The organism is Chryseobacterium sp. OV279 (assembly GCF_900128945.1).
Lineage (GTDB): Bacteria > Bacteroidota > Bacteroidia > Flavobacteriales > Weeksellaceae > Chryseobacterium.
The window spans coordinates 799418-819758 of the sequence record NZ_FQUD01000001.1; the positions used below are offsets into that span (position 1 = coordinate 799418).

At 36.2% G+C, this 20341-nt stretch carries 20 protein-coding genes; 15 read left to right on the forward strand and 5 right to left on the reverse strand.

What is annotated here, in order from left to right; genetic code table 11:
* Nucleotides 1-14: 14 nt before the first annotated feature.
* The 14 genes from BUA72_RS03600 (at nucleotide 15) to BUA72_RS03665 (ending at nucleotide 13355) form a co-directional block, all read left to right on the forward strand.
* Entirely contained in the window at nucleotides 15-1097 is a 1083-nt protein-coding gene (locus BUA72_RS03600; RefSeq protein WP_175548849.1) for an O-antigen ligase family protein, read from the forward strand.
* Nucleotides 1045-2181 (forward strand): non-hydrolyzing UDP-N-acetylglucosamine 2-epimerase, encoded by a 1137-nt coding sequence (wecB, locus tag BUA72_RS03605; protein ID WP_047450447.1) that lies wholly within the window; start codon nucleotides 1045-1047, stop codon nucleotides 2179-2181. The genes BUA72_RS03600 and wecB overlap by 53 nt, the downstream gene beginning before the upstream one ends.
* 3 nt (nucleotides 2182-2184) lie before the next feature.
* Entirely contained in the window at nucleotides 2185-3390 is a 1206-nt protein-coding gene (locus BUA72_RS03610; RefSeq protein ID WP_072921828.1) for a glycosyltransferase family 4 protein, read from the forward strand.
* A 115-nt stretch (nucleotides 3391-3505) separates the two neighbouring features.
* A complete protein-coding gene (locus BUA72_RS03615; protein WP_047449788.1) occupies nucleotides 3506-4090 on the forward strand; it encodes a sugar transferase in 585 nt (194 codons plus the stop codon).
* Entirely contained in the window at nucleotides 4083-5048 is a 966-nt protein-coding gene (locus tag BUA72_RS03620; protein WP_072921829.1) for a methionyl-tRNA formyltransferase, read from the forward strand. Before BUA72_RS03615 ends, BUA72_RS03620 begins: the two co-directional genes overlap by 8 nt.
* On the forward strand, nucleotides 5041-5715 hold the full coding sequence (locus BUA72_RS03625) for a PIG-L deacetylase family protein (RefSeq protein WP_072921830.1): 675 nt from the start codon (nucleotides 5041-5043) through the stop codon (nucleotides 5713-5715). The genes BUA72_RS03620 and BUA72_RS03625 overlap by 8 nt, the downstream gene beginning before the upstream one ends.
* 113 nt (nucleotides 5716-5828) lie before the next feature.
* On the forward strand, nucleotides 5829-6470 hold the full coding sequence (locus BUA72_RS03630) for an acetyltransferase (protein ID WP_072921831.1): 642 nt from the start codon (nucleotides 5829-5831) through the stop codon (nucleotides 6468-6470).
* 1 nt (nucleotide 6471) lies between these two features.
* The gene (locus tag BUA72_RS03635; RefSeq protein ID WP_072921832.1) at nucleotides 6472-7608 is read left to right on the forward strand and encodes an aminotransferase class I/II-fold pyridoxal phosphate-dependent enzyme; all 1137 of its coding nucleotides are present in this window, start codon (nucleotides 6472-6474) and stop codon (nucleotides 7606-7608) included.
* 16 nt (nucleotides 7609-7624) lie between these two features.
* Nucleotides 7625-8194: a sugar transferase gene (locus BUA72_RS03640; protein WP_139259495.1), complete on the forward strand. Its 570-nt coding sequence runs from the start codon at nucleotides 7625-7627 to the stop codon at nucleotides 8192-8194.
* Nucleotides 8195-8227: 33 nt separating this feature from the next.
* Nucleotides 8228-8773 (forward strand): dTDP-4-dehydrorhamnose 3,5-epimerase, encoded by a 546-nt coding sequence (rfbC, locus tag BUA72_RS03645; RefSeq protein WP_072921834.1) that lies wholly within the window; start codon nucleotides 8228-8230, stop codon nucleotides 8771-8773.
* A gap of 95 nt (nucleotides 8774-8868) precedes the next feature.
* Entirely contained in the window at nucleotides 8869-10170 is a 1302-nt protein-coding gene (gene rimO, locus BUA72_RS03650) for a 30S ribosomal protein S12 methylthiotransferase RimO (RefSeq protein ID WP_047449766.1), read from the forward strand.
* 354 nt (nucleotides 10171-10524) lie between these two features.
* Nucleotides 10525-11175: a hypothetical protein gene (locus tag BUA72_RS03655; RefSeq protein WP_139259497.1), complete on the forward strand. Its 651-nt coding sequence runs from the start codon at nucleotides 10525-10527 to the stop codon at nucleotides 11173-11175.
* A 17-nt stretch (nucleotides 11176-11192) separates the two neighbouring features.
* Nucleotides 11193-11930 carry a hypothetical protein gene (locus BUA72_RS03660; RefSeq protein WP_072921836.1) on the forward strand — a complete coding sequence of 246 codons (738 nt, stop codon included), beginning with the start codon at nucleotides 11193-11195 and terminating at the stop codon, nucleotides 11928-11930.
* Nucleotides 11931-12983: 1053 nt separating this feature from the next.
* Nucleotides 12984-13355, forward strand: a complete 372-nt coding sequence (locus BUA72_RS03665) for a septal ring lytic transglycosylase RlpA family protein (protein WP_034729183.1) — start codon at nucleotides 12984-12986, stop codon at nucleotides 13353-13355.
* 63 nt (nucleotides 13356-13418) lie between these two features.
* On the opposite strand, the gene BUA72_RS03670 is transcribed toward BUA72_RS03665, so the two are convergent.
* The 5 genes from BUA72_RS03670 to BUA72_RS03690 form a co-directional block, all read right to left on the reverse strand.
* Nucleotides 13419-14183, reverse strand: a complete 765-nt coding sequence (locus BUA72_RS03670; RefSeq protein WP_047449760.1) for an exodeoxyribonuclease III — start codon at nucleotides 14181-14183, stop codon at nucleotides 13419-13421.
* On the reverse strand, nucleotides 14180-14473 hold the full coding sequence (locus tag BUA72_RS03675) for a YciI family protein (RefSeq protein ID WP_072921837.1): 294 nt from the start codon (nucleotides 14471-14473) through the stop codon (nucleotides 14180-14182). Before BUA72_RS03675 ends, BUA72_RS03670 begins: the two co-directional genes overlap by 4 nt.
* Before the next feature lie 121 nt (nucleotides 14474-14594).
* The gene (locus tag BUA72_RS03680) at nucleotides 14595-16139 is read right to left on the reverse strand and encodes a T9SS response regulator signal transducer PorX (protein WP_034729179.1); all 1545 of its coding nucleotides are present in this window, start codon (nucleotides 16137-16139) and stop codon (nucleotides 14595-14597) included.
* Between the two features lie 133 nt (nucleotides 16140-16272).
* On the reverse strand, nucleotides 16273-17916 hold the full coding sequence (locus BUA72_RS03685; protein ID WP_072921838.1) for a S41 family peptidase: 1644 nt from the start codon (nucleotides 17914-17916) through the stop codon (nucleotides 16273-16275).
* Between the two features lie 180 nt (nucleotides 17917-18096).
* Nucleotides 18097-18870, reverse strand: coding sequence for an NYN domain-containing protein (locus tag BUA72_RS03690; protein WP_072921839.1), 774 nt, complete (start codon nucleotides 18868-18870; stop codon nucleotides 18097-18099).
* Nucleotides 18871-19080: 210 nt separating this feature from the next.
* On the opposite strand from BUA72_RS03690, the gene BUA72_RS03695 reads away from it, so the two are divergent.
* Nucleotides 19081-20307, forward strand: a complete 1227-nt coding sequence (locus BUA72_RS03695; protein WP_072921840.1) for an HD domain-containing protein — start codon at nucleotides 19081-19083, stop codon at nucleotides 20305-20307.
* The last annotated feature ends 34 nt before the right edge of the window (nucleotides 20308-20341 follow it).

Below are 20341 nucleotides of genomic sequence, written 5' to 3' on the forward strand. Positions count from 1 at the left end.
TTCCTTTCAAGAGTATGGTACTTTTAGCAAGCCTGTATCTTATTTTTCTGAATTTCGACAATGTAATAAAACGGAAATGGACCATTATCTGTATAGGATTGTTTTGGCTTTTTTATGCTGCTAAATCTTACTATAGCTTTCAGAACTATACGTTTACACCGGAAGCTAAAAGTATGCAGTATTGGACTTATTTCAAAATAATCTGTGTTAATTTGATTCCGTCAATAGCTATTCTAAGTATAAAGATCACCAAAGAAATGGCAGAAAAGCTGATACATCTTACCTTTCATTTTTTATTGATAATGATTGGAATCAGCTGTCTTTATACAATTTTCATTTCTCAGACGTTCTCAAGGGCCACAGGTATTTTTGACAGATATTATATCACTGCGGGACACTATGGCCTTTGTCTGATGATACTGTCAGTTTTCTATTATTTTGTTAATTCAAAAAAAATTGTAAAACCCGCTTTAGGATTTCTGATGGGCCTTTTTACAGTCTATATTTCATCTGCCCGGAGTCCTGTTTTGGCGACGGCTGTTATTATACTTATCATGCTTCTGTATATTAATAAGCTGAAATATTGGCTTGCCTTGGCATTTTTTATCCTTATTTTTGTGGCAGGTATTTACTTTATAAGGAACAGTACATATGCTACAGAGTATATTGTGAGACTATATGATGCTATTTTTGAAGGAAATGCATATGGAAGATCATATTATTTGGAAAAAGGATGGGAGATCTTTGAGAATAACATACTCTTCGGGGGACGAACGCTGTTTGAAAACTGGATGTATCCCCATAATATTTTTGTGGAAGTTCCCATGGCTATGGGAATAACCGGTGGAATTCTGTTGATCCTTTATTTTAAAGATCTTTGGAAGTTCAGACTGGAATATATTAAGCAGAATATTTTTTATCTGCCCTATTTTTTATTTTTTATTCAGTATTGGGTGCTGGTTCAGACCTCATACTGTATTTTTGATAATGTAGAATTCTGGTGCTTTGCAGCAGTAATTATATCTATAATATTATTTTGTTATGATGAAAAAATTAAAAGTAATGACAGTCGTGGGAACGCGACCGGAAATTATTAGATTGTCGAGAGTATTATCAGCTTTGGATGCATCTGAAGCAGTTGAACATATCATTGTGCACACCGGACAGAATTATGATTATGAACTTAATCAGATTTTTTTCGAAGATCTCGGTTTAAGAAAGCCTGACTTTTTTCTGGAAGCAGCCGGAAAAACGGCTACTGAAACTGTAGGAAATATCCTGATTAAGATAGATCCGCTTCTTGAAGAACAGCAGCCGGATGCATTTTTAGTACTGGGAGATACCAATTCGTGCCTGTGTGCTATTCCTGCAAAGAAAAGGCAGATTCCTATTTTCCACATGGAAGCAGGGAACAGATGTTTCGATCAGCGTGTACCGGAAGAAACCAACCGTAAAATCGTAGACCATACTTCAGATGTTAATTTAACGTACTCAGATATCGCTCGTGAATATCTTTTAAGAGAAGGTCTGCCTGCAGACAGAATTATCAAGACCGGTTCTCCGATGTTCGAAGTTTTAAATCATTATCTTCCTGAGATCAAAAGCTCTGATGTACTTTCAAGACTCGATCTGGAAGAAGGTAAATATTTCGTGGTTTCATCACATAGAGAAGAAAATATCAATTCAGAGAAGAATTTCAGAGGCTTAATAGATAGTCTGAATGCAATTGCTGAAAAATTCAATTATCCTATCATCGTTTCTACGCATCCGAGAACAAGAAATATGATTGATAAAATGAAGCTGGAAGTAAGATCTGAAATTCAGTTTTTAAAGCCACTGGGCTTTCACGATTACAATGCGCTGCAAATGAGAAGTTATGCTGTGCTTTCCGATTCAGGAACAATCTCTGAAGAGTCTTCAATATTAAATTTCAGAGCACTCAATATCAGAGATGCCCATGAGAGACCCGAAGCTATGGAAGAAGCATCAGTAATGATGGTAGGGATGTCACCCGAAAGAATTCTTCAGGGACTGGTACAGCTTAAAGAACAGAAAATAGGAGCTGAAAGAAATTACAGACAGGTTGCTGACTATTCTATGCCTAATGTTTCCCAGAAAGTGGTTAGAATAATTTTAAGTTACACAGACTATATCAACAGGGTCGTTTGGAGAAAAAACTAAGGAATGAATATACTCTTTCTTACGTTAGCAAAAATAAATACATTACAGGAACGCGGTATTTATCAAGATCTGATGCGGGAGTTTTCCGATCATCAGCATAATGTTTATATCGTGTCACCTGTAGAAAGACGCGAAAAACAAAAAACAACATTAAAAAAGGAAGGGAATGCCACTTTTTTAAATGTTAAAACCTTAAATATTCAGAAAACCAACTTTATTGAAAAAGGAGTTTCCACCCTGACCATTGAAAAATTATTTTTAAGGGCGGTAAAAAAACACTTTTCTGAAGTGAAGTTTGATCGGGTTATTTATTCAACACCGCCCATCACATTTACGGGGGTCATCAAATACATCAAAAAGAGAGATAATGCTAAAGCTTATCTGCTGTTGAAAGATATCTTTCCACAGAATGCGGTAGATATGAAACTGATGTCTGATAAGAGTGTTTTGTACAAGTATTTCAGGAAAAAAGAAAAAGAGCTGTACACCGTTTCAGATAAAATAGGATGTATGTCGGAAGCTAATGTACAGTTTGTTCTGAATCACAATTCATATGTTTCAAAGGAAAAAGTAGAGATCAATCCGAATTCTATTCGCCTGCAGTCTTCCAAAATTCCTTCTGATCAGGAGAAAACTGGTATAAGAACGAAATACGGAATTCCGGCAGATAAAAAAGTCTTTATCTATGGTGGAAACCTTGGAAAACCTCAGGGGATTGATTTCCTGATAGAAACATTAAGAGCAAAAGCAGAAGATAACAATGTATTTTTTGTAGTAGCCGGTTCAGGTACAGAATATGATAAGATCAAAAGCTGGTTTGATTCTTTTAAGCCTAATAATGCTTTACTACTTTCTGCCGTTCCCAAAGCTGATTATGATTTACTGGTACAGGCTTGTGACGTTGGTTTGATTTTCTTACATAAAGATTTTACTATCCCGAACTATCCGTCAAGACTGCTCTCGTATCTTGAGTACAGAATGCCGGTCCTTGCCGCCACAGATCGTAATACGGATATTGGATCTGATATTGTAAAAAACAGTTGTGGAATGTCCGTTTATTCTGGAGATCTGCAGGCAATGATCAATGCAGTGGATACACTGGTTAATATGGATGGTATTAAATTTGAAGAAATGAGTCAGAATGCTTTGGCGTTTCTGGAAAGAGAATTTCAGGTAAGCAGATCATATCACAAAATAATAGAATCGTAATAACTACAGAAAAGAATTAAATTTTATAATTTTAACACATAATAGGAATTCATGAGGTATCAGAAGGAAGAAGTTAAGTATAGAATGTTCAACACCTTTAAATTTTCATAAGCTGATGTATAAATCATTTATTAAAAGATTTTTAGATATTATTTTGGCTTTATCAGTCATTCTGTTTCTGTTTCCTTTGTTCGTCATCATTTATATCTTAGTGAAAGTAGACAGCCCTGGAAAATTTTTCTTCTTTCAGGAGAGGCTGGGTTACAAAGGAAAGGTATTCAAGATATACAAGGTGAGAACCATGTACGATAAAGAAAGGGTAGCAGACAGAGAAATAATGAAGAATGATGCTGAAGTTACCAAAATAGGTTCGTATTTAAGACGTTTTAAAATTGATGAACTTCCTCAGATCATTAATGTTTTTAACGGAGATATGTCTTTGGTGGGGCCGCGTCCCTGTTTGCCAAGACAGCTTGCCGAATTTAATGAAGACGGTAAAAAAAGAATAGAAGTTGTACCTGGGCTTACAGGTCTTTCTCAGGTAAATGGAAATATTCACCTGACATGGGAAGAAAGGTGGAAATATGACAGAGAATATGTAGAAAATCAAAGCTTTATATTAGATACAAAAATTGTTCTTAAGACTTTTCTGATACTTCTTCACGGAGAAGATAAATATATAAAACATCCTAATGTATAAAATATTAGTAATAGGAGCTGTCAATTCCACAGTACAGATTATTCAGAAGCTGGTACAGCATGACCTGGAAGTTGTCGGGGTTATGGGGCATGAGCCCAAAGATAAGGACAGAGTTTCCGGGTGGGCAGATTTGTCAGCGCTTTCAAAAGATCTTCATATCAGTTACAAAGGATTTACCAAGATCAACGATGAGGAAAATCTAAACTGGGCCAAAGAAAAGCAGCCGGACATTATATTTGCTGTAGGTTTCTCACAGCTGTTACATGACCAATGGTTCTCAGTTTCGAAACTGGGATGTATTGGTTTTCACCCTACGAGATTACCGCTTGGAAGAGGAAGAGCTCCATTAGCCTGGGTAACGCTGGAACAAACCTATGGATCTGCTACATTCTTTCTTATGGGAAAAGGAGCAGATGACGGTCCAGTTTTTACACAGTCTATTTTTGATGTGGATGATAATGATGATGCATCCGCTGTGGAAATCAAAATATTGAAGAATATTGATTTGGCATTAGACCAATGGCTTCCAGACCTTAAAAAAGGATTTTGGAATCCTGTTCCACAATGTGATCATCTTGCTTCCTACTATGGAATAAGAAAGGAAGAAGATGGACTGATCAATTGGAATGATGGAGCACATTATATCAATCGCCTTGTGAAAGCCGCTTCAAAGCCGCATCCGGGTGCTTATACTTACTGTAAAGATGAAAAGATGACTATATGGTCTTGCCGTCAGGAAAAAACAATTCAGTTCAAAGGAGTCATAGGAAGAGTTTTACTTAAAAATGAAGAAGGGCACCTGCTGATACAGACAGGTGACGGTTTACTTTGGATCGAAGAATATAACTTCAGGAACCACGCTGTTATCCCAATTAATGTAGGGGATAAACTGGGTTATAATATGGAAGACGAAATTTATAAAATAAAATCAATTTTAAAAAAACTAAAAGATGAATAGAGTAGTAGTAATAGCCCCTCATGCGGATGATGAAATAATAGGATGCGGAGCGACCATTGCCAGACATATCCAGTCTGGAGATGAGGTTACTGTGATTATAGCAACAAATGCTTCACTAGGTGCTCCGGAATTGTTTTCACAAGAAATGATAGAAAGTACCAGATCTGAGGCAGTAGCAGCACATCAGTTTTTAGGAGTTAAAGAAACGATCTTCTTGGAATTTCCAGCTCCGGCATTGAATGCTTTCCCCGAATTTAAAATTTCGGTGGAAATTTCAAAAGTATTTCAGAAAATAAAACCTACTCATTTATATCTGCCGCATCCGGGAGATATTCATCAGGATCATAAAGCAGTGTACAGAGCTTCTCTTGTGGCTGCGAGGCCTCAGGGTGAAGATAAAGTACTGAATATATACTGCTACGAAACTCTTTCTGAAACAGAATGGACGCCTATGCAGGAAAAAGCTTTTGTCCCAAATCATTTTGTGAATGTTACAGATGTTTTTGCAAAAAAGACAGAAGCCATGAAGTTTTTTGGGTCTCAGATAAAAAAGTTTCCACATTCCCGTTCTATTGAGGCTTTTGAAGCATTAGCCATGTACAGAGGAGCTACTGTTGGGGTAGAAAGAGCTGAAGCCTTTGTGGTGGAACGTCAGTTGATCCCTTAAAATATAAAATAAAAATTAAATATAGTTTCTGTATCAAACGAAAATGTTTTTCAGACAGCAGATTCTTAATTTTATAAAACAACGCTAGACCCGTTTAAAAGAAATATTGAAATATGAAAAAAATAGCAATTATTGGAGCAGGAGGATTTGGACGTGAAGTAAAAATGTTAATCGATCATATTAACCAAAAAGAAAGACAATTTGAATTGGTAGGTTTTTATGATGATAAACATTATGATCATCCCATCAATGGAATTCCTTATTTAGGAAAAATTGAAAAAATTAATGAAGCAGATCAAACTCTATGCATTGCAGTTGCCATAGGAGATCCGAAAACAAAGAAAAAAATTATAGAAAGTATCAGCAACCCAAATATTGAATTTCCCAATCTGATTCATCCATCAGTGATTATCGGTCAGGATAATGTCAAATTAGGAAAGGGAAACATTATCTGTGCCGGGGTTATCATTACGGTAGATATTGAAATTGAGGATTTTGTTATTCTTAATCTTTCCTGCACCGTAGGACATGATACAAAAATTAAAAATTACAGTTCCTTTATGCCAACTGTAAATATTTCAGGAGAGGTAGTGATCAATGAGGCTGTATATGTGGGTACTGGTGCAAAAATTATAAATCTTCTGGAAATAGGAGAAAATACAATAGTTGGAGCTGGTGCAGTGGTTTATAAAAGTCTTCCGGCCAACTGTACAGCAGTTGGAATTCCAGCAAAACCTATAAAATTCAATAATTAATATGGACAATAAAATCTGGCTTTCCTCTCCGCATATGGGGGGAAACGAACTAAAATATATCAACGAAGCTTTCGCAGAAAACTGGGTGGCTCCTTTGGGGCCCAATGTAAACGGATTTGAAAACGATCTGGAGCAGTTTCTGGGAAATAATGTAAAAGCAGCTGCACTTTCAGCAGGAACGGCAGCCCTTCACTTAGCCCTTATAGAATGCGGTGTGCAGTACGGAGATGAGGTGATCTGTCAGTCCATGACGTTTTCAGCTTCAGCAAATCCTATTGCATACTGTGGTGCACTGCCCGTATTCATAGACAGTGAATCCGATACATGGAATATGTGTCCTAAAGCCCTGAAAGAAGCAATAGAAGACAGAATAAAGAATGGTAAAAAACCTAAAGCCATCATTGTAGTCCATCTTTATGGAATGCCTGCCAAAATGGACGAAATTTTAGCCATAGCAGAAGAATATCAGATTCCTGTTATTGAAGATGCTGCTGAAGCTTTAGGCTCTTCTTATAAAGGCAGAGGCTGTGGAACATTTGGCCGTTTCGGAATTTTAAGTTTTAACGGAAACAAAATTATTACAACTTCCGGCGGAGGGGCTTTAGTATGCCACACTCAGGAAGATAAAGATAAAATAGTCTTTTTATCCACACAGGCAAGAGACAATGCTCCACATTACCAGCATTCCCATATAGGATTCAATTACAGAATGAGTAATATCGTTGCCGGAATAGGGCGTGGTCAGATGGAAGTCCTTAAAGACAGGGTAGCAGCACGTAGAGCCATGCATAATTTTTATGTAGAGCTCTTTAAGGATATAGACGGGGTAACCGTATTTTCTGAACCTGGTGACGATTATTATTCAAATCACTGGCTTTCTGCTATTATTGTAGATCCTGAAATTACAGGAAAAAACAGAGAAAGTCTGAGACTTACTTTTCTGGAAGATAATATAGAATCAAGACCTTTGTGGAAGCCAATGCATCTGCAGCCTGTTTTTGAAAATGCTCCCTACTATGGAACCAATATTTCGGAGAAACTTTTTGATAATGGACTTTGCCTGCCATCAGGATCCAATTTGTCTGATGAAGAAAGAGAAAGAATTGCCAGTGTAATTAAGTCTTATTTCGGCTCTTAATATTTCAGGTCAGCAGATGATTGAGTATAAATATTGGAAAAACATTTTTGATGGAGCATTAGCTTTAGTTCTGATTGTTTTCCTGATGCCGCTACTCATCATTTTATTAATCATAGCAGGAATAGATACTGCTTCCGGTGGATTATTTATCCAGAAAAGAATCGGGCAGTATGGAAAACCGTTTATGATTTATAAATTCAGAACTATTCACGGAAAGAAAGGAACCTGTTCCCAAACCGGGATGGTGTTGAGAAAATTGAAACTGGATGAGCTGCCACAGCTGTTCAATATTGTAAAAGGTGATATGAGCTTTGTTGGTCCAAGACCGGATATCGAGGGATATTATGACAGGCTGGAAGGTACAGACAGACTAGTGCTTGAATTGAAACCCGGGCTGACATGTGAAGCAAGCATAGAATACAGAAATGAAGAAATTCTATTGAAAGATCAGGATAATCCTTTACAATATAATGATGAGGTTCTTTTTCCTCACAAAGTAAGAATGAATCTGTTATATTTGGAGAACAGGTCTTTCAGGAATGATATGAGGATTATGTGGAAAACATTATTAGTAATTTTAAATTAAAAACCGACCAAAAGCTTTCTTAAACTATTAAACATGAAAATTAAAGAAACCCCACTTAAGGATTGTTATATCATAGAACCCACTATATTCGAAGACGAGAGAGGTTATTTTTTTGAAAAATTTAATGAGAAAAAATTTGAAGAACTTACTGGGATGAATGGACATTTTGTTCAGGATAATATTTCAAAGTCATCTTATGGTGTTCTCAGAGGGCTTCACCTGCAGAAGGGAGAACATGCTCAGGCAAAATTGGTTTCCTGTCTGGAAGGAAAAGTTTGGGATGTTGCAGTAGACCTCAGAGAAGATTCTCCAACTTTCGGAAAATGGTTCGGAATAGAGCTTACTGCAGAGAATAAAATACAGATGTATGTTCCCAGAGGATTCGGTCACGGATTTTCTGTACTGAGTGAAACAGCTATTTTTTCTTATAAATGCGACAACTTTTACAATAAAGAATCAGAAGGAAGCGTAAAATTCAGTGATCCGGATTTGATGATAGATTGGAAGATTGAAGAAAAAGATATGGTACTTTCTGAAAAAGATGTGAATGCCCCTGGCTTCAACGATAAAAACTTTTAAATAAAACCTTGAAAACCACTTTGCTAAAGTGGTTTTTATTTTTTGGTCACTACTCTTTTATTATTTTGTATCTTTGCACACTCAAAATCAAAACGATGCGCACAAAATCTGTAGGGAAGAAGAAAATCAATGTGGTTACACTTGGATGCTCCAAGAATGTATATGATTCTGAAGTATTAATGAGCCAGCTGAAAGCTAATGGAAAGGAAGTGGTTCATGAAGACCGCGGAGATATCGTAGTGATCAACACATGTGGGTTTATTGACAATGCAAAGGAAGAATCTATCAATACGATCCTTGATTACGTAGAAGCAAAAAACAGAGGCGAAGTCGAGAAAGTTTTTGTTACCGGTTGCCTTTCAGAGAGATATAAGCCGGATCTTATCAGAGAAATACCTGATGTGGATCAGTATTTTGGAACGAGAGATCTTCCGATCCTTTTAAAACATCTGGGTGCAGATTACAAGCACGAGCTGGTAGGGGAAAGATTGACCACTACACCTAAGCATTACGCATACCTTAAGATTTCAGAAGGCTGTGACAGGCCATGTTCTTTCTGTGCGATTCCTTTAATGAGAGGAGGGCACGTTTCTACTCCTATTGAAAAATTGGTTTTGGAAACTCAGAAATTAGCAAAAAAAGGAACCAAAGAAATTATTCTTATTGCACAGGATCTTACGTATTATGGTCTTGATATTTATAAAAAACGTGCGCTTGGAGAGCTTTTAAAAGAATTGGTGAAAGTGGAAGGGATCGAATGGATCCGTCTTCATTATGCTTTCCCTAGTGGTTTTCCTGAAGATGTTCTGGATATTATCCGTGAAGAGCCTAAAGTTTGTAATTATATAGATATCCCTCTTCAGCATATCAATTCCGACTTGTTGAAATCCATGAAACGTGGGACAACTCATGAAAAAACGGATGCATTATTAGCCAAGTTCAGAGTGAAAGTTCCGGATATGGCGGTAAGAACTACTTTGATCGTAGGATATCCTGGAGAAACAGAAGAAAGATTCCAGGAGCTGAAAGACTGGGTTAAAGAACAGAAATTTGACAGATTAGGATGTTTCACGTATTCTCACGAGGAAAATACCGGTGCTTATGTATTGGAAGACGATATCCCACAGGAAGTGAAAGAAGCAAGAGTGGAAGAAATTATGGAGCTGCAATCACAGATTTCATGGGAGAAGAATCAGGAGAAAATCGGAAAAACGTTCAGATGTATATTTGATAGAAAAGAAGGGAATTATTTCATCGGAAGAACAGAATATGATTCACCTGATGTAGACAATACAGTGCTGGTTTCAGCAGAAGAAACATACATCTCGATCGGAGAGTTTGCAGAGGTGAAAATAACTTCAGCAGAAGAATTTGACTTGTACGGAGAATTGATCTGATAACTTGTATGTTACAGCGATCATAACCGTTTTGTTTTTTCACCTGTAATTAAAAATATTAATGAAATTTAACACTATTTATACAATTGCTAAATTATAGATAATGTTGATTTTCAATTGGTTATTATTTTAAGAAATAAAAGTATTTTATTTTTTTTATATAATATGAATTAATTTGAAAATTATGTCTTAAATTTGCGCAATAAGCAATGTTTTAAAATCAAATGCTTCAAGCAGTTGCCTATTTAAAAAAGCTGAAACACAAACAGCTTGAATGATGAGCACAAGTTGAGATGCATCTTCCATTTTGGAAATATTGATGGAAAATAATGTAATTTAAATCTTTAAAAACTTATGAAAAAATTTTTATTAACAGCGACAATGCTCGTTGGCCTTTCGGCAGTTTCCAAGGCTCAGCAGGGACGTGTAGGGATTAACACGACTACACCTTCCGCTACGTTAGACGTGGTAGCTAATACTACAGACAACACCAGACCTGATGCCTTATTAGTCCCTCGTATGACAGAAGATCAGCTGGCAGCTAAGAATACTGCTTATGTAGCTGCTCAGAATGGTTCACTAGTATTTGTTACAGCAGTAGATGGAGCTACCACTCCTAAAACTATCAATGTAACGGCACCTGGTTTTTACTATTATGACGGTACAGTAGACAATGTATGGAAAACTTTAGGAGGAGGAGCAGTTACCCCTGTACCAACTTTTAGAAATGATCCTTCAGCAAACGTAGCTATTTTAGCTTCTGATGCCAATAACTTTGTAAGACTGACAGGTGGTGGCGTTACAACTGCTATTACTTTACCTGCACCAACTGCTGCAATGGTAGGAAAAGTCTTTACTGTATTTGAAGTAACAGGAGCATCTGCTGCTGCAATTCAAACAGCCGGAGGAACGTATAAAGGAAATAACGTACCCAACGTAAACCCTTTTGGTGGTTATCAATTTATAACAGATGGTACTGATTGGTATAATACAGGTTCTAACTAATTATCAAAAACATTAAAATGAAAAATACATATTTTTTAATCCCGTGTATTATTGCGACTTTGCTGGGAACAAAAGTTTCAGCACAGGTAAAGGGAAATCAGACCCTTGGGAACTCGTCAATTAACTTAAGTACAGCTTTCTTCGATGCTTCAAGTTCTACTTTGTGGAATGGGGCAAGCCCTGCAGCAACAAACGTTGGTAAAGGTTTTCTTTTCCCTAGAGCTGATTTGAGAAGCTTAGTTCTAACTAACAGTGGTTCTTTTTTAGCATCAAATAACCCAAACAGATTTGATGGTATTATCGTTTATAATACAGCTTCAGGAAATACGCCTGCTACAGGATCTGGTATCGGAAACCAGGCAGTAACTCCAGGTTTCTATTATTTTTCCAATCCTGGTTCTCCAACAACTGCTGCAACCGGTCAATGGTTACCATTAGGTGGAAACCCGAAAGTGAATTTCAGCAGTGCTGAAGTAGCAACAAATTCATTGGTGAATAACGCTCAGGTGTATGCAATCAAAGGACAGTTTACAGCTACAGGAAGTTCTACAGCTGTTGATATTCCTTCTCCTACCGGAATGACTGCACTATATGGAATTACTATTTATAGAGCGGGTACAAACACTGTCTATGACAGAAGCTTATATTCTTATACTGTGGCTACCAGTGCAGGAAATGCAATTACTGGTTCTCCAAGTATGTCAGTTGTATATCCTTCAGGAACATATGACTATGTAATAGAATACTTAAAATAAGGTTTATTATTCTTATAAACTGTATAAAATATAAAACCAATGAGCAATCATTGGTTTTTTTGTTTTAATGAGTAGTGCAGATGTTCATTGATTTTGAGGTGCGATGAATTCAGTATCTAATTTGAATAACCATGGGAGCAATTTCAAAACTTCGGGAGCAACCTTTTTTAAACATTAGGCATTAAGATTTTAAAAGATGGTGCTTAAAGAACTTAAAAAAATTAATTTATTGATTTCTTCATTCATAACAATAATCTTGCTGCTTAAATCCTTAATGTTTAAACTAAGAGGTTAAGAAATTAAGATCAATTTTAAACAGACTATTATAGGTTTGATTGCATTTATTTTACTCCCCAAGTTTTGAGATTGATCCTAATCATGCAAATGGCTAAACTTCATTCAAGTATTCGGATTAATGGCCTTCTATCATATATATAAGGTATAAGAATTAAACGCTTTAGAATAAATGGCAGGAACACTGTTTTCGCTTTAACTTTTGCAGTTGATACGTTCGGTATTTTATATAAAATAATAATTTACAGTTAATTATTAAATTGATTTGGTATCCAATTTGATAATAATAAAAGAGAACATTAAAAATGAAGATCAGAAAATGTTGATTTAAATGAGTGATTTTTGAAGACTCATTCTTTTGACTATTAAAAATCATTGTTAAAATAAATCCTGCTGATTGTAATATATAGGCTTAAAAGACTTCTATCAAGTGGTTCTGCACATTAAAGTTCTTAAAACTTTTAGATTTTAAAATGATAGAAGTGATTTTATTGAATTTTCGTAATTTATTTAAAATATTGATTGTCAGTTATTTAGTGTTTTTGAATTTTGGATTTTTTCGTTAATAAGTTAATTATGTTAACTTTTGACCTGTTTTTTTAACGTTTTTTAACAGTGTAGTCTAAAACCCCTGTTAATAGGAACTTACAGGCTTTGTTAACATATTATTTTGTTTTCGTTAACGGTTTTTAACATATGGAGTAGGGACTTTACAACATTCCTTATACTTTTGCTCCGTCAAAACCAATAAAATTCAAGATGATGAAAAGATTCATTCTCGTAATCATAATGATGATTTCAACCTTAGGTGTTTATTCTTTTACAGGTAATACCTTAGATGCGAAGAAAACAAGTTATGCATCGTACTACCACGATAAGTTTAATGGTAGAAAAACAGCAAGCGGAGAGATCTTTAGTAATTCAAAGTTCACCGCTGCAAACAGAACGCTTCCGTTTGGAACTAATATTAGAGTTACCAATCTGAACAATGGAAAACAGGTGATAGTGAAGATTAATGATAGAGGACCTTTCCATGCATCAAGAGCATTAGATATTTCTAAAGCCGCGTTCGATGAAATCGGAGATATCAGTCATGGTACGATTCCGGTTGAATATGAAATTGTCGACTAAATTTATGATTTAAATTTAAAAAAGCCAGCTGATTCAGCTGGCTTTTTACTTTTATCGTCTTTTCTAGACATTGAATTCCAATAGAGCAGGACAGTGGTCGGAATGTACAGCTTCCTTTAATATAACCGCTCTTGAAAGTTTATCTTTAAGTGTATAGGTCGCAAAATTGTAATCCAATCTCCAGCCTTTGTTCTTCGCTCTTGAGTTTTGTCTGTAGCTCCACCAGGTATAATTATCCGGTTCACTATTGAAAAATCGGAAACTGTCGATCAGCTCACATTCTTCGATAAAGCTGGTCATCCATTCTCTTTCCATTGGCAGGAAGCCGGAAACGTTCTTTAAACGGATCGGATCATGAATATCAATCGCCTGGTGACAAATATTGAAATCTCCGGAAATAATAAGGTTAGGGATCGTTTTGCGTAGCTCCTTTATATAAGTCAGGAAATCGTGGCAGAATTGCATTTTGAATTCCAGCCTTTCAATATTACTGGCGGAAGGTACATAGACTGAAATCACAGAGTATCCGTCAAAATCCGCACGGATGATCCTGCCTTCATTATCATAGCTTTCTATACCACATCCGTATTCAACATGATTAGGTTTGATTTTAGACGCAATTCCGACGCCACTGTAGCCTTTTCTTACAGCAGAGTGCCAATAACTGTGATAACCGATTTTTTCAAGGCTTTCGATGTCGATCTGATCATTTCCCGCTTTGCTTTCCTGAATGCAGACGATGTCCGGATCAGCAGTCTTCAGCCACCCCAGAAAATCTTTCGTAAAAGCAGCCCTGATTCCGTTGACATTATAGGTGATTAACTTCATGAGTTTTTTATAAAAAATTTAAAGTGTTCGTTGTATTTTGACGGAATAAATTCAATGATTTCATATTCCGCTACCTGATGAATATAAAAGGGATCTTTCCTGATGATTTCCTCCACTTCATTCTTAGAAACGGCATTGGCAAGAATAATTCCCCCGGTTCTGGGTTCTTTCCTTCCGGAAGCGATAAAGTTTCCGGCGGTGTAGTGTTGGTCTAAAAAATCGTTATGTTCAGGAATGAAACGTTCTACGTTCTCCAGGGATGTTTTGTAGGTCAGCGAAATAATAAACATTGTTTTTTGCTAAGATAGGAACTCTTTAAGATTATTAAAAGAGCATGTAAAAAAGAAGCGGCAAAAATCGAATGATTTTTGCCGCCTTAAACCCAAAATTTTAAATAAACTATGAAAAAAACTACTTGGGTTCTAAAACGCTGATAGGAATAATACATTCCTCCAATGAGATTCCACCATGCTGGTAGGTTTCTTTATAATAATTTACAAAATGATTATAATTCTTAGGATAAGCCAGGAAAATATTATTTTTCGCAAAAATATATTTTGAACTTAAATTTCCTTTTGGCAGGAATAACTTTTCAGGATTGGTGATTGCCCACACATCGCTGTCATCGTAGGTTAAGCTTTTCCCTGTTTTATAACGGATATTCGTGGATGTTTCACGGTCACCGACTACTTTACTCGGTCTTTTCACATACACTGTTCCGTGGTCTGTGGTGATCACCAGTTTGTAGCCGCTTTCTGCTGCTAACTTAATGATTTTTAAAATCGATGAATTTTCAAACCAGTTATAGGTAAGAGATCTGAACGTTTTATCATCACGGATCAGCTGATCTACAATATGATTATCCGTCTTAGCATGTGAAAGGATATCGATAAAGTTGTAAACAATGACCAATAGATCGTTGTTCTTGTGCTGGTTGAAATCATCATAAATCTTACGTTCGAAATCTGCATTCAGAACTTTAAGATACTTCATTGACTTAGATCCCAGACCGATTCTCTTCATCTGATCTTCCAGGAAGTCACGCTCAAATTCATTTTTATTTCCTTCTTCATTATCATTGAACCACTTGTCCGGGAAACGTTTCTCGATCTCGGACGGCATAAGGCCTGCAAAGAAAGAGTTTCTTGCATACTGTGTCGCCGTAGGAAGAATACTGTAATAATAATCTTCCGAAACTTTATTATAGTACTTTGTGAATAAAGGTTCGATCACTTTCCACTGGTCGTAACGTAAGTTATCTACCATCAGAAGAAGAACTTTTTCTTTTTCTACTTCAGTTTTAATTTTTTCTTTGAAAAGCGTGTGGCTCATCATCGGTTTGTCGGAATCCGTAAGCCAGCCTTCATAATTTTTTTCAATGAATTTAGCGAACTGAATATTAGCTTCCTCTTTCTGGGACTGCAACAAATCTGCAAATTCATTGTCCGCTACTTTATCAAACTTGATTTCCCAGCTTAGGATTTTCTTGTAATATTCTGCCCATTCCTGATAGGTTCTCAGATAAGAAAGTTCCATAGACAGGTTTCTGAATTCCTGTTGGTACTGAAGAATTGTTTTTTGCTCCACAAGATTGTCCTCCTGCAGATTCTTTTTTAATGATAATAAAATCTGGTTAGGATTTACAGGCTTAAGAATGTAGTCAGCGATCTGAGATCCGATGGCTTCTTCCATAATATGTTCCTCCTCACTTTTTGTCACCATGACAATCTTTAAAGAGTTGTCTTTCTCTTTGATCATTGGGATGGCTTCCAATCCCGAAATGCCGGGCATATTTTCATCGATAAGCGTTAAGGCGAACTTTTCCGAATCCATAAGCTCTAAGGCTTCGTTCACGTTATTAACAGGGGTTACATGGTAACCTTTTTTTTCTAAAAATACGATATGGGGTTTGAGTAAATCTATTTCATCATCTATCCATAATATCTTTTCCGACATAATTTAATTTTTTACATGGTTATTGTATCAAAATGTTGACCAATTCCTTTTAAATTCTCACAAATTAGAGAGAATAATAGTTAAATATTAGTTAAATGAAAATCCTGCGAATCATTACTTCTATTTAATCTATTTAAAAACCGGTCTTTATATAGTCTAAAGCTCTTTCCAGAACTTCATCTTTTCCTTCTAATATGCCCTTTACGGTAGGTTTTACCACAATATCAGGAATGATTCCTATCCTCTGGGTTTCTCTTCCGTCAGGATAATAAGCACCCAGTCCTGTAAAGCAGGTATCCAGGTCCGCAATCTTAAACCTGATGATGTCACCATTTGCTCCCGAAGTATTGCTTCCTATCACTTTGGCTTTCGGATGCTGTTTAAACATCATCGTTGTGGTCTCTGCCTGGCTTTGTGTATTCTCGTCAGCCAAAACCACGACATTCCCCTTATAGTAATCCGGGTTCTTTCTGCCGATGGTGTTTTTTGCGCTATAAAATTTACTCAAATAATCGGTCTCCGGGAAATTAAATTGATAATAAATTGACTTTTCCGGCAGAATCATCCTGCTTAAAGGAAAAATGGTCTGCTTGGGATAATTTCTGAGATCGAAAATGATAGACTTCGCCGATTTCAATTCCCGGTACATATCATCCAGATCACTCTTTTCAATGATTCCCATATTCACGTATCCCGTCTTTTGGTCCGCATCCAGAAACTTCCATTTTTGTATCGCTGATGGCTTTTCCCAGACGATGTCTTTGAGAAGATAGGTTTTGGTTGATAGACTAAGTTTCTGTCCGTCCCGCTCAATTTTAACCATAATAGAATCATTATTGCTGAAAAGGAAAAGACTTTTCACTTTTATAATTTTTCCCCAGGAATTGGAAGCTGGAACATATTTTCCTAAACTGTTCACCATTTGTGAGATCGTCCGGCCATTGACATCATAAATGACATCGCCTTTTTTCAAAGGAGTTTCTTCGTTCAGTTTATTGGTGAGAATCTTCGTTACCACCAGTTTTCCTTCTGCATACATATATTCTACGGGAGCTTTTCTTCTCCCATACAGATTGGCGTTGATCAATGGAGAATATAAAAATGCGTGGGAGTCATCCACTTTTGTCACCAGCTCAGCAAGAGTCAGATGATAATTTTCATCATTGGTGATGGAGAGAAATTTCGGGATCATTTCCGTTAAAACATCATTCCAGTTCTGATCGGTCAGATATTTATATGGAAAAAAATATTCTACCAGATTCCAATATCTGAAAAGTTCCAAAAGACTGATCTGTTTAGAGGTGAATTTTGAACCGTATGAATTTTCATTTTTGAAATAGACCTTTTTTCCACCGTTTCCTACATAATGATTGCTTCCAAGATTTCTGTTGTTTTGAATAAACGAAAGCTGGCGGCTTACTTTTTCAGTGAACAGATGTTGATCATTCATCCAGTTCAGATCAAAATTTCTTAAAAAATAAACTTTCTCTTTATCCTCTTTCGAACATTTTTTACATTCATCAACTTTCCCAAGATTATTGATCCAGTTAAAATACAGTTCATTCAACTGATCTTTGTCCCGGATATGGTCAACTTCATCTATTTTCTTTAAAAGCTCTTGGTCCCATTCAAAATCTCCATTAGCCACACGAGGATGGTAATATTTTAAAAATCCCCAGACCTTACAGAGCGACTCCAGCTTTTGGGTCTCAGATAAAGATTGTGCAAAAAAGGGGATACTTAAAAATGATATGATGAAAATGAATAAGCTTTTCATGAAGGAATACTAGTTTATTAAAGCGATCAAAGGTAAATGTAAAACCAATATCACGCAAAGCTTAACCTACCTAAGCTTCATAAAATATGGTAAAAGCTTATGAAGTGACATTTTATATTTTTAAACAGAAATGGTCTCATGGACTTTAATCTCAATTCTAATGAGAATTGCCGATAAAAACTATTTTTTTTTCACTAAAGGATGGTTCGTCTCATTTCTTACCACTTCAAAGTGAGGCAGGTCATCAAATAACTTTGATAATGTGGAATATCCATACGTTCTTGAGTCAAAACTGGGATCGATCTTTCTGATATTGGTACCGAGTGTCGAAATAAAAGCCATGTCATTTTCATTGGCAGATATTTCAAATGCTTTTGAAATCGTTTCCTCATCTTTTCTGGATAAAAAGCTTTGAAAGTCAGGGATTTTAGATATAACAGCTTCTTTTTTTACCGGATCTTCAGTTTTGTTTTCTTTGATCTTGTGGTTTTCAGTTTTTGATTCCTTTTTTATTTTAGGGGTAATATTTTCAGTATAAGTAAATATATCGCAGGATTTCACAAAAGCTTCAGGCGTTTTTTTCTCTCCGATACCCATGACGAAAAGTCCTTCCTCACGGATCCTCTTGGCCAGGCCGGTATAGTCGCTGTCACTGGACACGATACAGAAACCTTCAACACTTTTCCCATGCAAAATATCCATAGCATCAATAATCATGGCTCCATCCGTTGAATTTTTCCCGCTGGTATATGAAAATTTTTGAATTGGATTGATCGAATAGAGATTGACAAGATCTTTCCAGGAATTCATACTTTGGGAAGTCCAGTCTCCATAAATCCTCCTGATCGTAGCTTTGCCATATTTTGAAACCTCTTCAATGGTTTCTTTTAACAATTTGGCCTGAGCATTATCACCATCAATAAGAATAGCAATATTAAATTTTTTGTCACTCATAGTTTTGCGTGTTGGATGATAAGTAATTATTTACGTTGATTAATTTATGGAAGGAATAATTTAAAAATTAATATACTTAAATTTAATGAGATGACCGGACTTATTCCGGATTTTTTTTGATTCCGGTTAGTTTTAAGATGATTATGAATGAAAATTAAATAAGGCTAAAATTTAAAATCCCTAACTTTGTTTACTAATATCTACCTTTCAATGCAGAACAAGCTAAAGATCATCAACGACCCCGTTCATGGTTTCATCAGAATCCCACACGAAATTTTATTTGACGTTATCGAGCATCCTTACTTTCAAAGACTGCGAAGGATAGGACAGACCGGACTTCTGAATCTCATCTTCCCGGGAGCTACGCATACCAGATTTCATCATGCGCTGGGAGCGATGCACCTGATGTTTACTGCATTGGAAACTCTGCGTCAAAAAGGGATTAAGATCTCTGAAGAGGAAGAAAAAGGTGCCATGCTTGCGATTCTGATGCACGATATCGGTCATGGACCGTTTTCCCACGCTCTGGAAAATATGCTGATGGATGACTGGCATCACGAAAAACTTTCGCTGTTGCTGATGAATAAATTAAATGAAGAATTTGACGGCCAGCTTTCCGTAGCGATCGAAATGTTTCAGGGGAAATACCACAGAAAATTTTTCAATCAGCTTATTTCTTCACAACTTGATGTAGACCGACTTGATTATTTGAACCGGGACAGCTTTTTTACGGGTGTTTCGGAAGGAAATATTAATACACAGAGAATTATTTCCATGATGAATGTTTGTGGCGAAGGTGAATTGGTCATCGATGCAAAAGGCGTTTATTCTATTGAAAATTTCCTGACGGCAAGAATGTTTATGTATTGGCAGGTGTATTATCATAAAACGTCTGCACTGGCTGAGTTTCTTTTGGTTGAGATCCTAAAGAGAGCAAAATATCTGGTTTCCCAAGGCATGGATCTGCCTGCAGGCGAAAATTTGAAGTATTTTCTTCACCGTGCAAAAAGTTCTGCCACCGATGAGGATATTTATCGGTTTAACCAGCTTGATGATAATGATATAATTCATGCCATGAAATCCTGGCAGAATTCTGATGACTTTATCCTTTCTTATTGGTGTCAATGCGTGATTCAGCGAAATCTTCCCAAAACGGTTATTTCTACACGTCCTTTTGCTCCGGAATTTATTGAAGAAAAAATAAAAAAAACCAATGAATTTTTCGGAATTGATAATGGAAAGGAGCTTGTGCATGAGATTAAAAGAAAATTACTGCCATATGACACCGAAAAGCAGCCAATTTACCTTCTACAGAAAGATGGCAAAAAGATAAGGCTGGAAGAGTCCCAGGACCAGCTGTTGTCGGGGCTTATGGTTCATAAGACGGCCAGATATATTCTCACTTTTCCAAGGGATATTTCCAACATAATTTCTTAAATAATATTAAAATTCACGTTCCTAAAATCAAAAA

Excerpts from the sequence above, each read along its gene's own strand:
- BUA72_RS03690 (WP_072921839.1), bottom strand. The coding sequence starts at position 18,870 with ATGAGTGACAAAAAATTTAATATTGCTATTCTTATTGATGGTGATAAT.
- BUA72_RS03615 (WP_047449788.1), top strand. The coding sequence starts at position 3,506 with ATGTATAAATCATTTATTAAAAGATTTTTAGATATTATTTTGGCTTTA.
- BUA72_RS03675 (WP_072921837.1), bottom strand. The coding sequence starts at position 14,473 with ATGTTTATTATTTCGCTGACCTACAAAACATCCCTGGAGAACGTAGAA.
- BUA72_RS03655 (WP_139259497.1), top strand. The coding sequence starts at position 10,525 with ATGAAAAAATTTTTATTAACAGCGACAATGCTCGTTGGCCTTTCGGCA.
- BUA72_RS03620 (WP_072921829.1), top strand. The coding sequence starts at position 4,083 with ATGTATAAAATATTAGTAATAGGAGCTGTCAATTCCACAGTACAGATT.
- BUA72_RS03665 (WP_034729183.1), top strand. The coding sequence starts at position 12,984 with ATGATGAAAAGATTCATTCTCGTAATCATAATGATGATTTCAACCTTA.
- wecB (WP_047450447.1), top strand. The coding sequence starts at position 1,045 with ATGAAAAAATTAAAAGTAATGACAGTCGTGGGAACGCGACCGGAAATT.
- BUA72_RS03695 (WP_072921840.1), top strand. The coding sequence starts at position 19,081 with ATGCAGAACAAGCTAAAGATCATCAACGACCCCGTTCATGGTTTCATC.
- BUA72_RS03630 (WP_072921831.1), top strand. The coding sequence starts at position 5,829 with ATGAAAAAAATAGCAATTATTGGAGCAGGAGGATTTGGACGTGAAGTA.
- rimO (WP_047449766.1), top strand. The coding sequence starts at position 8,869 with ATGCGCACAAAATCTGTAGGGAAGAAGAAAATCAATGTGGTTACACTT.
- BUA72_RS03600 (WP_175548849.1), top strand. The coding sequence starts at position 15 with ATGGTACTTTTAGCAAGCCTGTATCTTATTTTTCTGAATTTCGACAAT.
- BUA72_RS03670 (WP_047449760.1), bottom strand. The coding sequence starts at position 14,183 with ATGAAGTTAATCACCTATAATGTCAACGGAATCAGGGCTGCTTTTACG.
- BUA72_RS03625 (WP_072921830.1), top strand. The coding sequence starts at position 5,041 with ATGAATAGAGTAGTAGTAATAGCCCCTCATGCGGATGATGAAATAATA.
- BUA72_RS03640 (WP_139259495.1), top strand. The coding sequence starts at position 7,625 with ATGATTGAGTATAAATATTGGAAAAACATTTTTGATGGAGCATTAGCT.
- BUA72_RS03685 (WP_072921838.1), bottom strand. The coding sequence starts at position 17,916 with ATGAAAAGCTTATTCATTTTCATCATATCATTTTTAAGTATCCCCTTT.
- rfbC (WP_072921834.1), top strand. The coding sequence starts at position 8,228 with ATGAAAATTAAAGAAACCCCACTTAAGGATTGTTATATCATAGAACCC.
- BUA72_RS03610 (WP_072921828.1), top strand. The coding sequence starts at position 2,185 with ATGAATATACTCTTTCTTACGTTAGCAAAAATAAATACATTACAGGAA.
- BUA72_RS03660 (WP_072921836.1), top strand. The coding sequence starts at position 11,193 with ATGAAAAATACATATTTTTTAATCCCGTGTATTATTGCGACTTTGCTG.
- BUA72_RS03635 (WP_072921832.1), top strand. The coding sequence starts at position 6,472 with ATGGACAATAAAATCTGGCTTTCCTCTCCGCATATGGGGGGAAACGAA.
- BUA72_RS03680 (WP_034729179.1), bottom strand. The coding sequence starts at position 16,139 with ATGTCGGAAAAGATATTATGGATAGATGATGAAATAGATTTACTCAAA.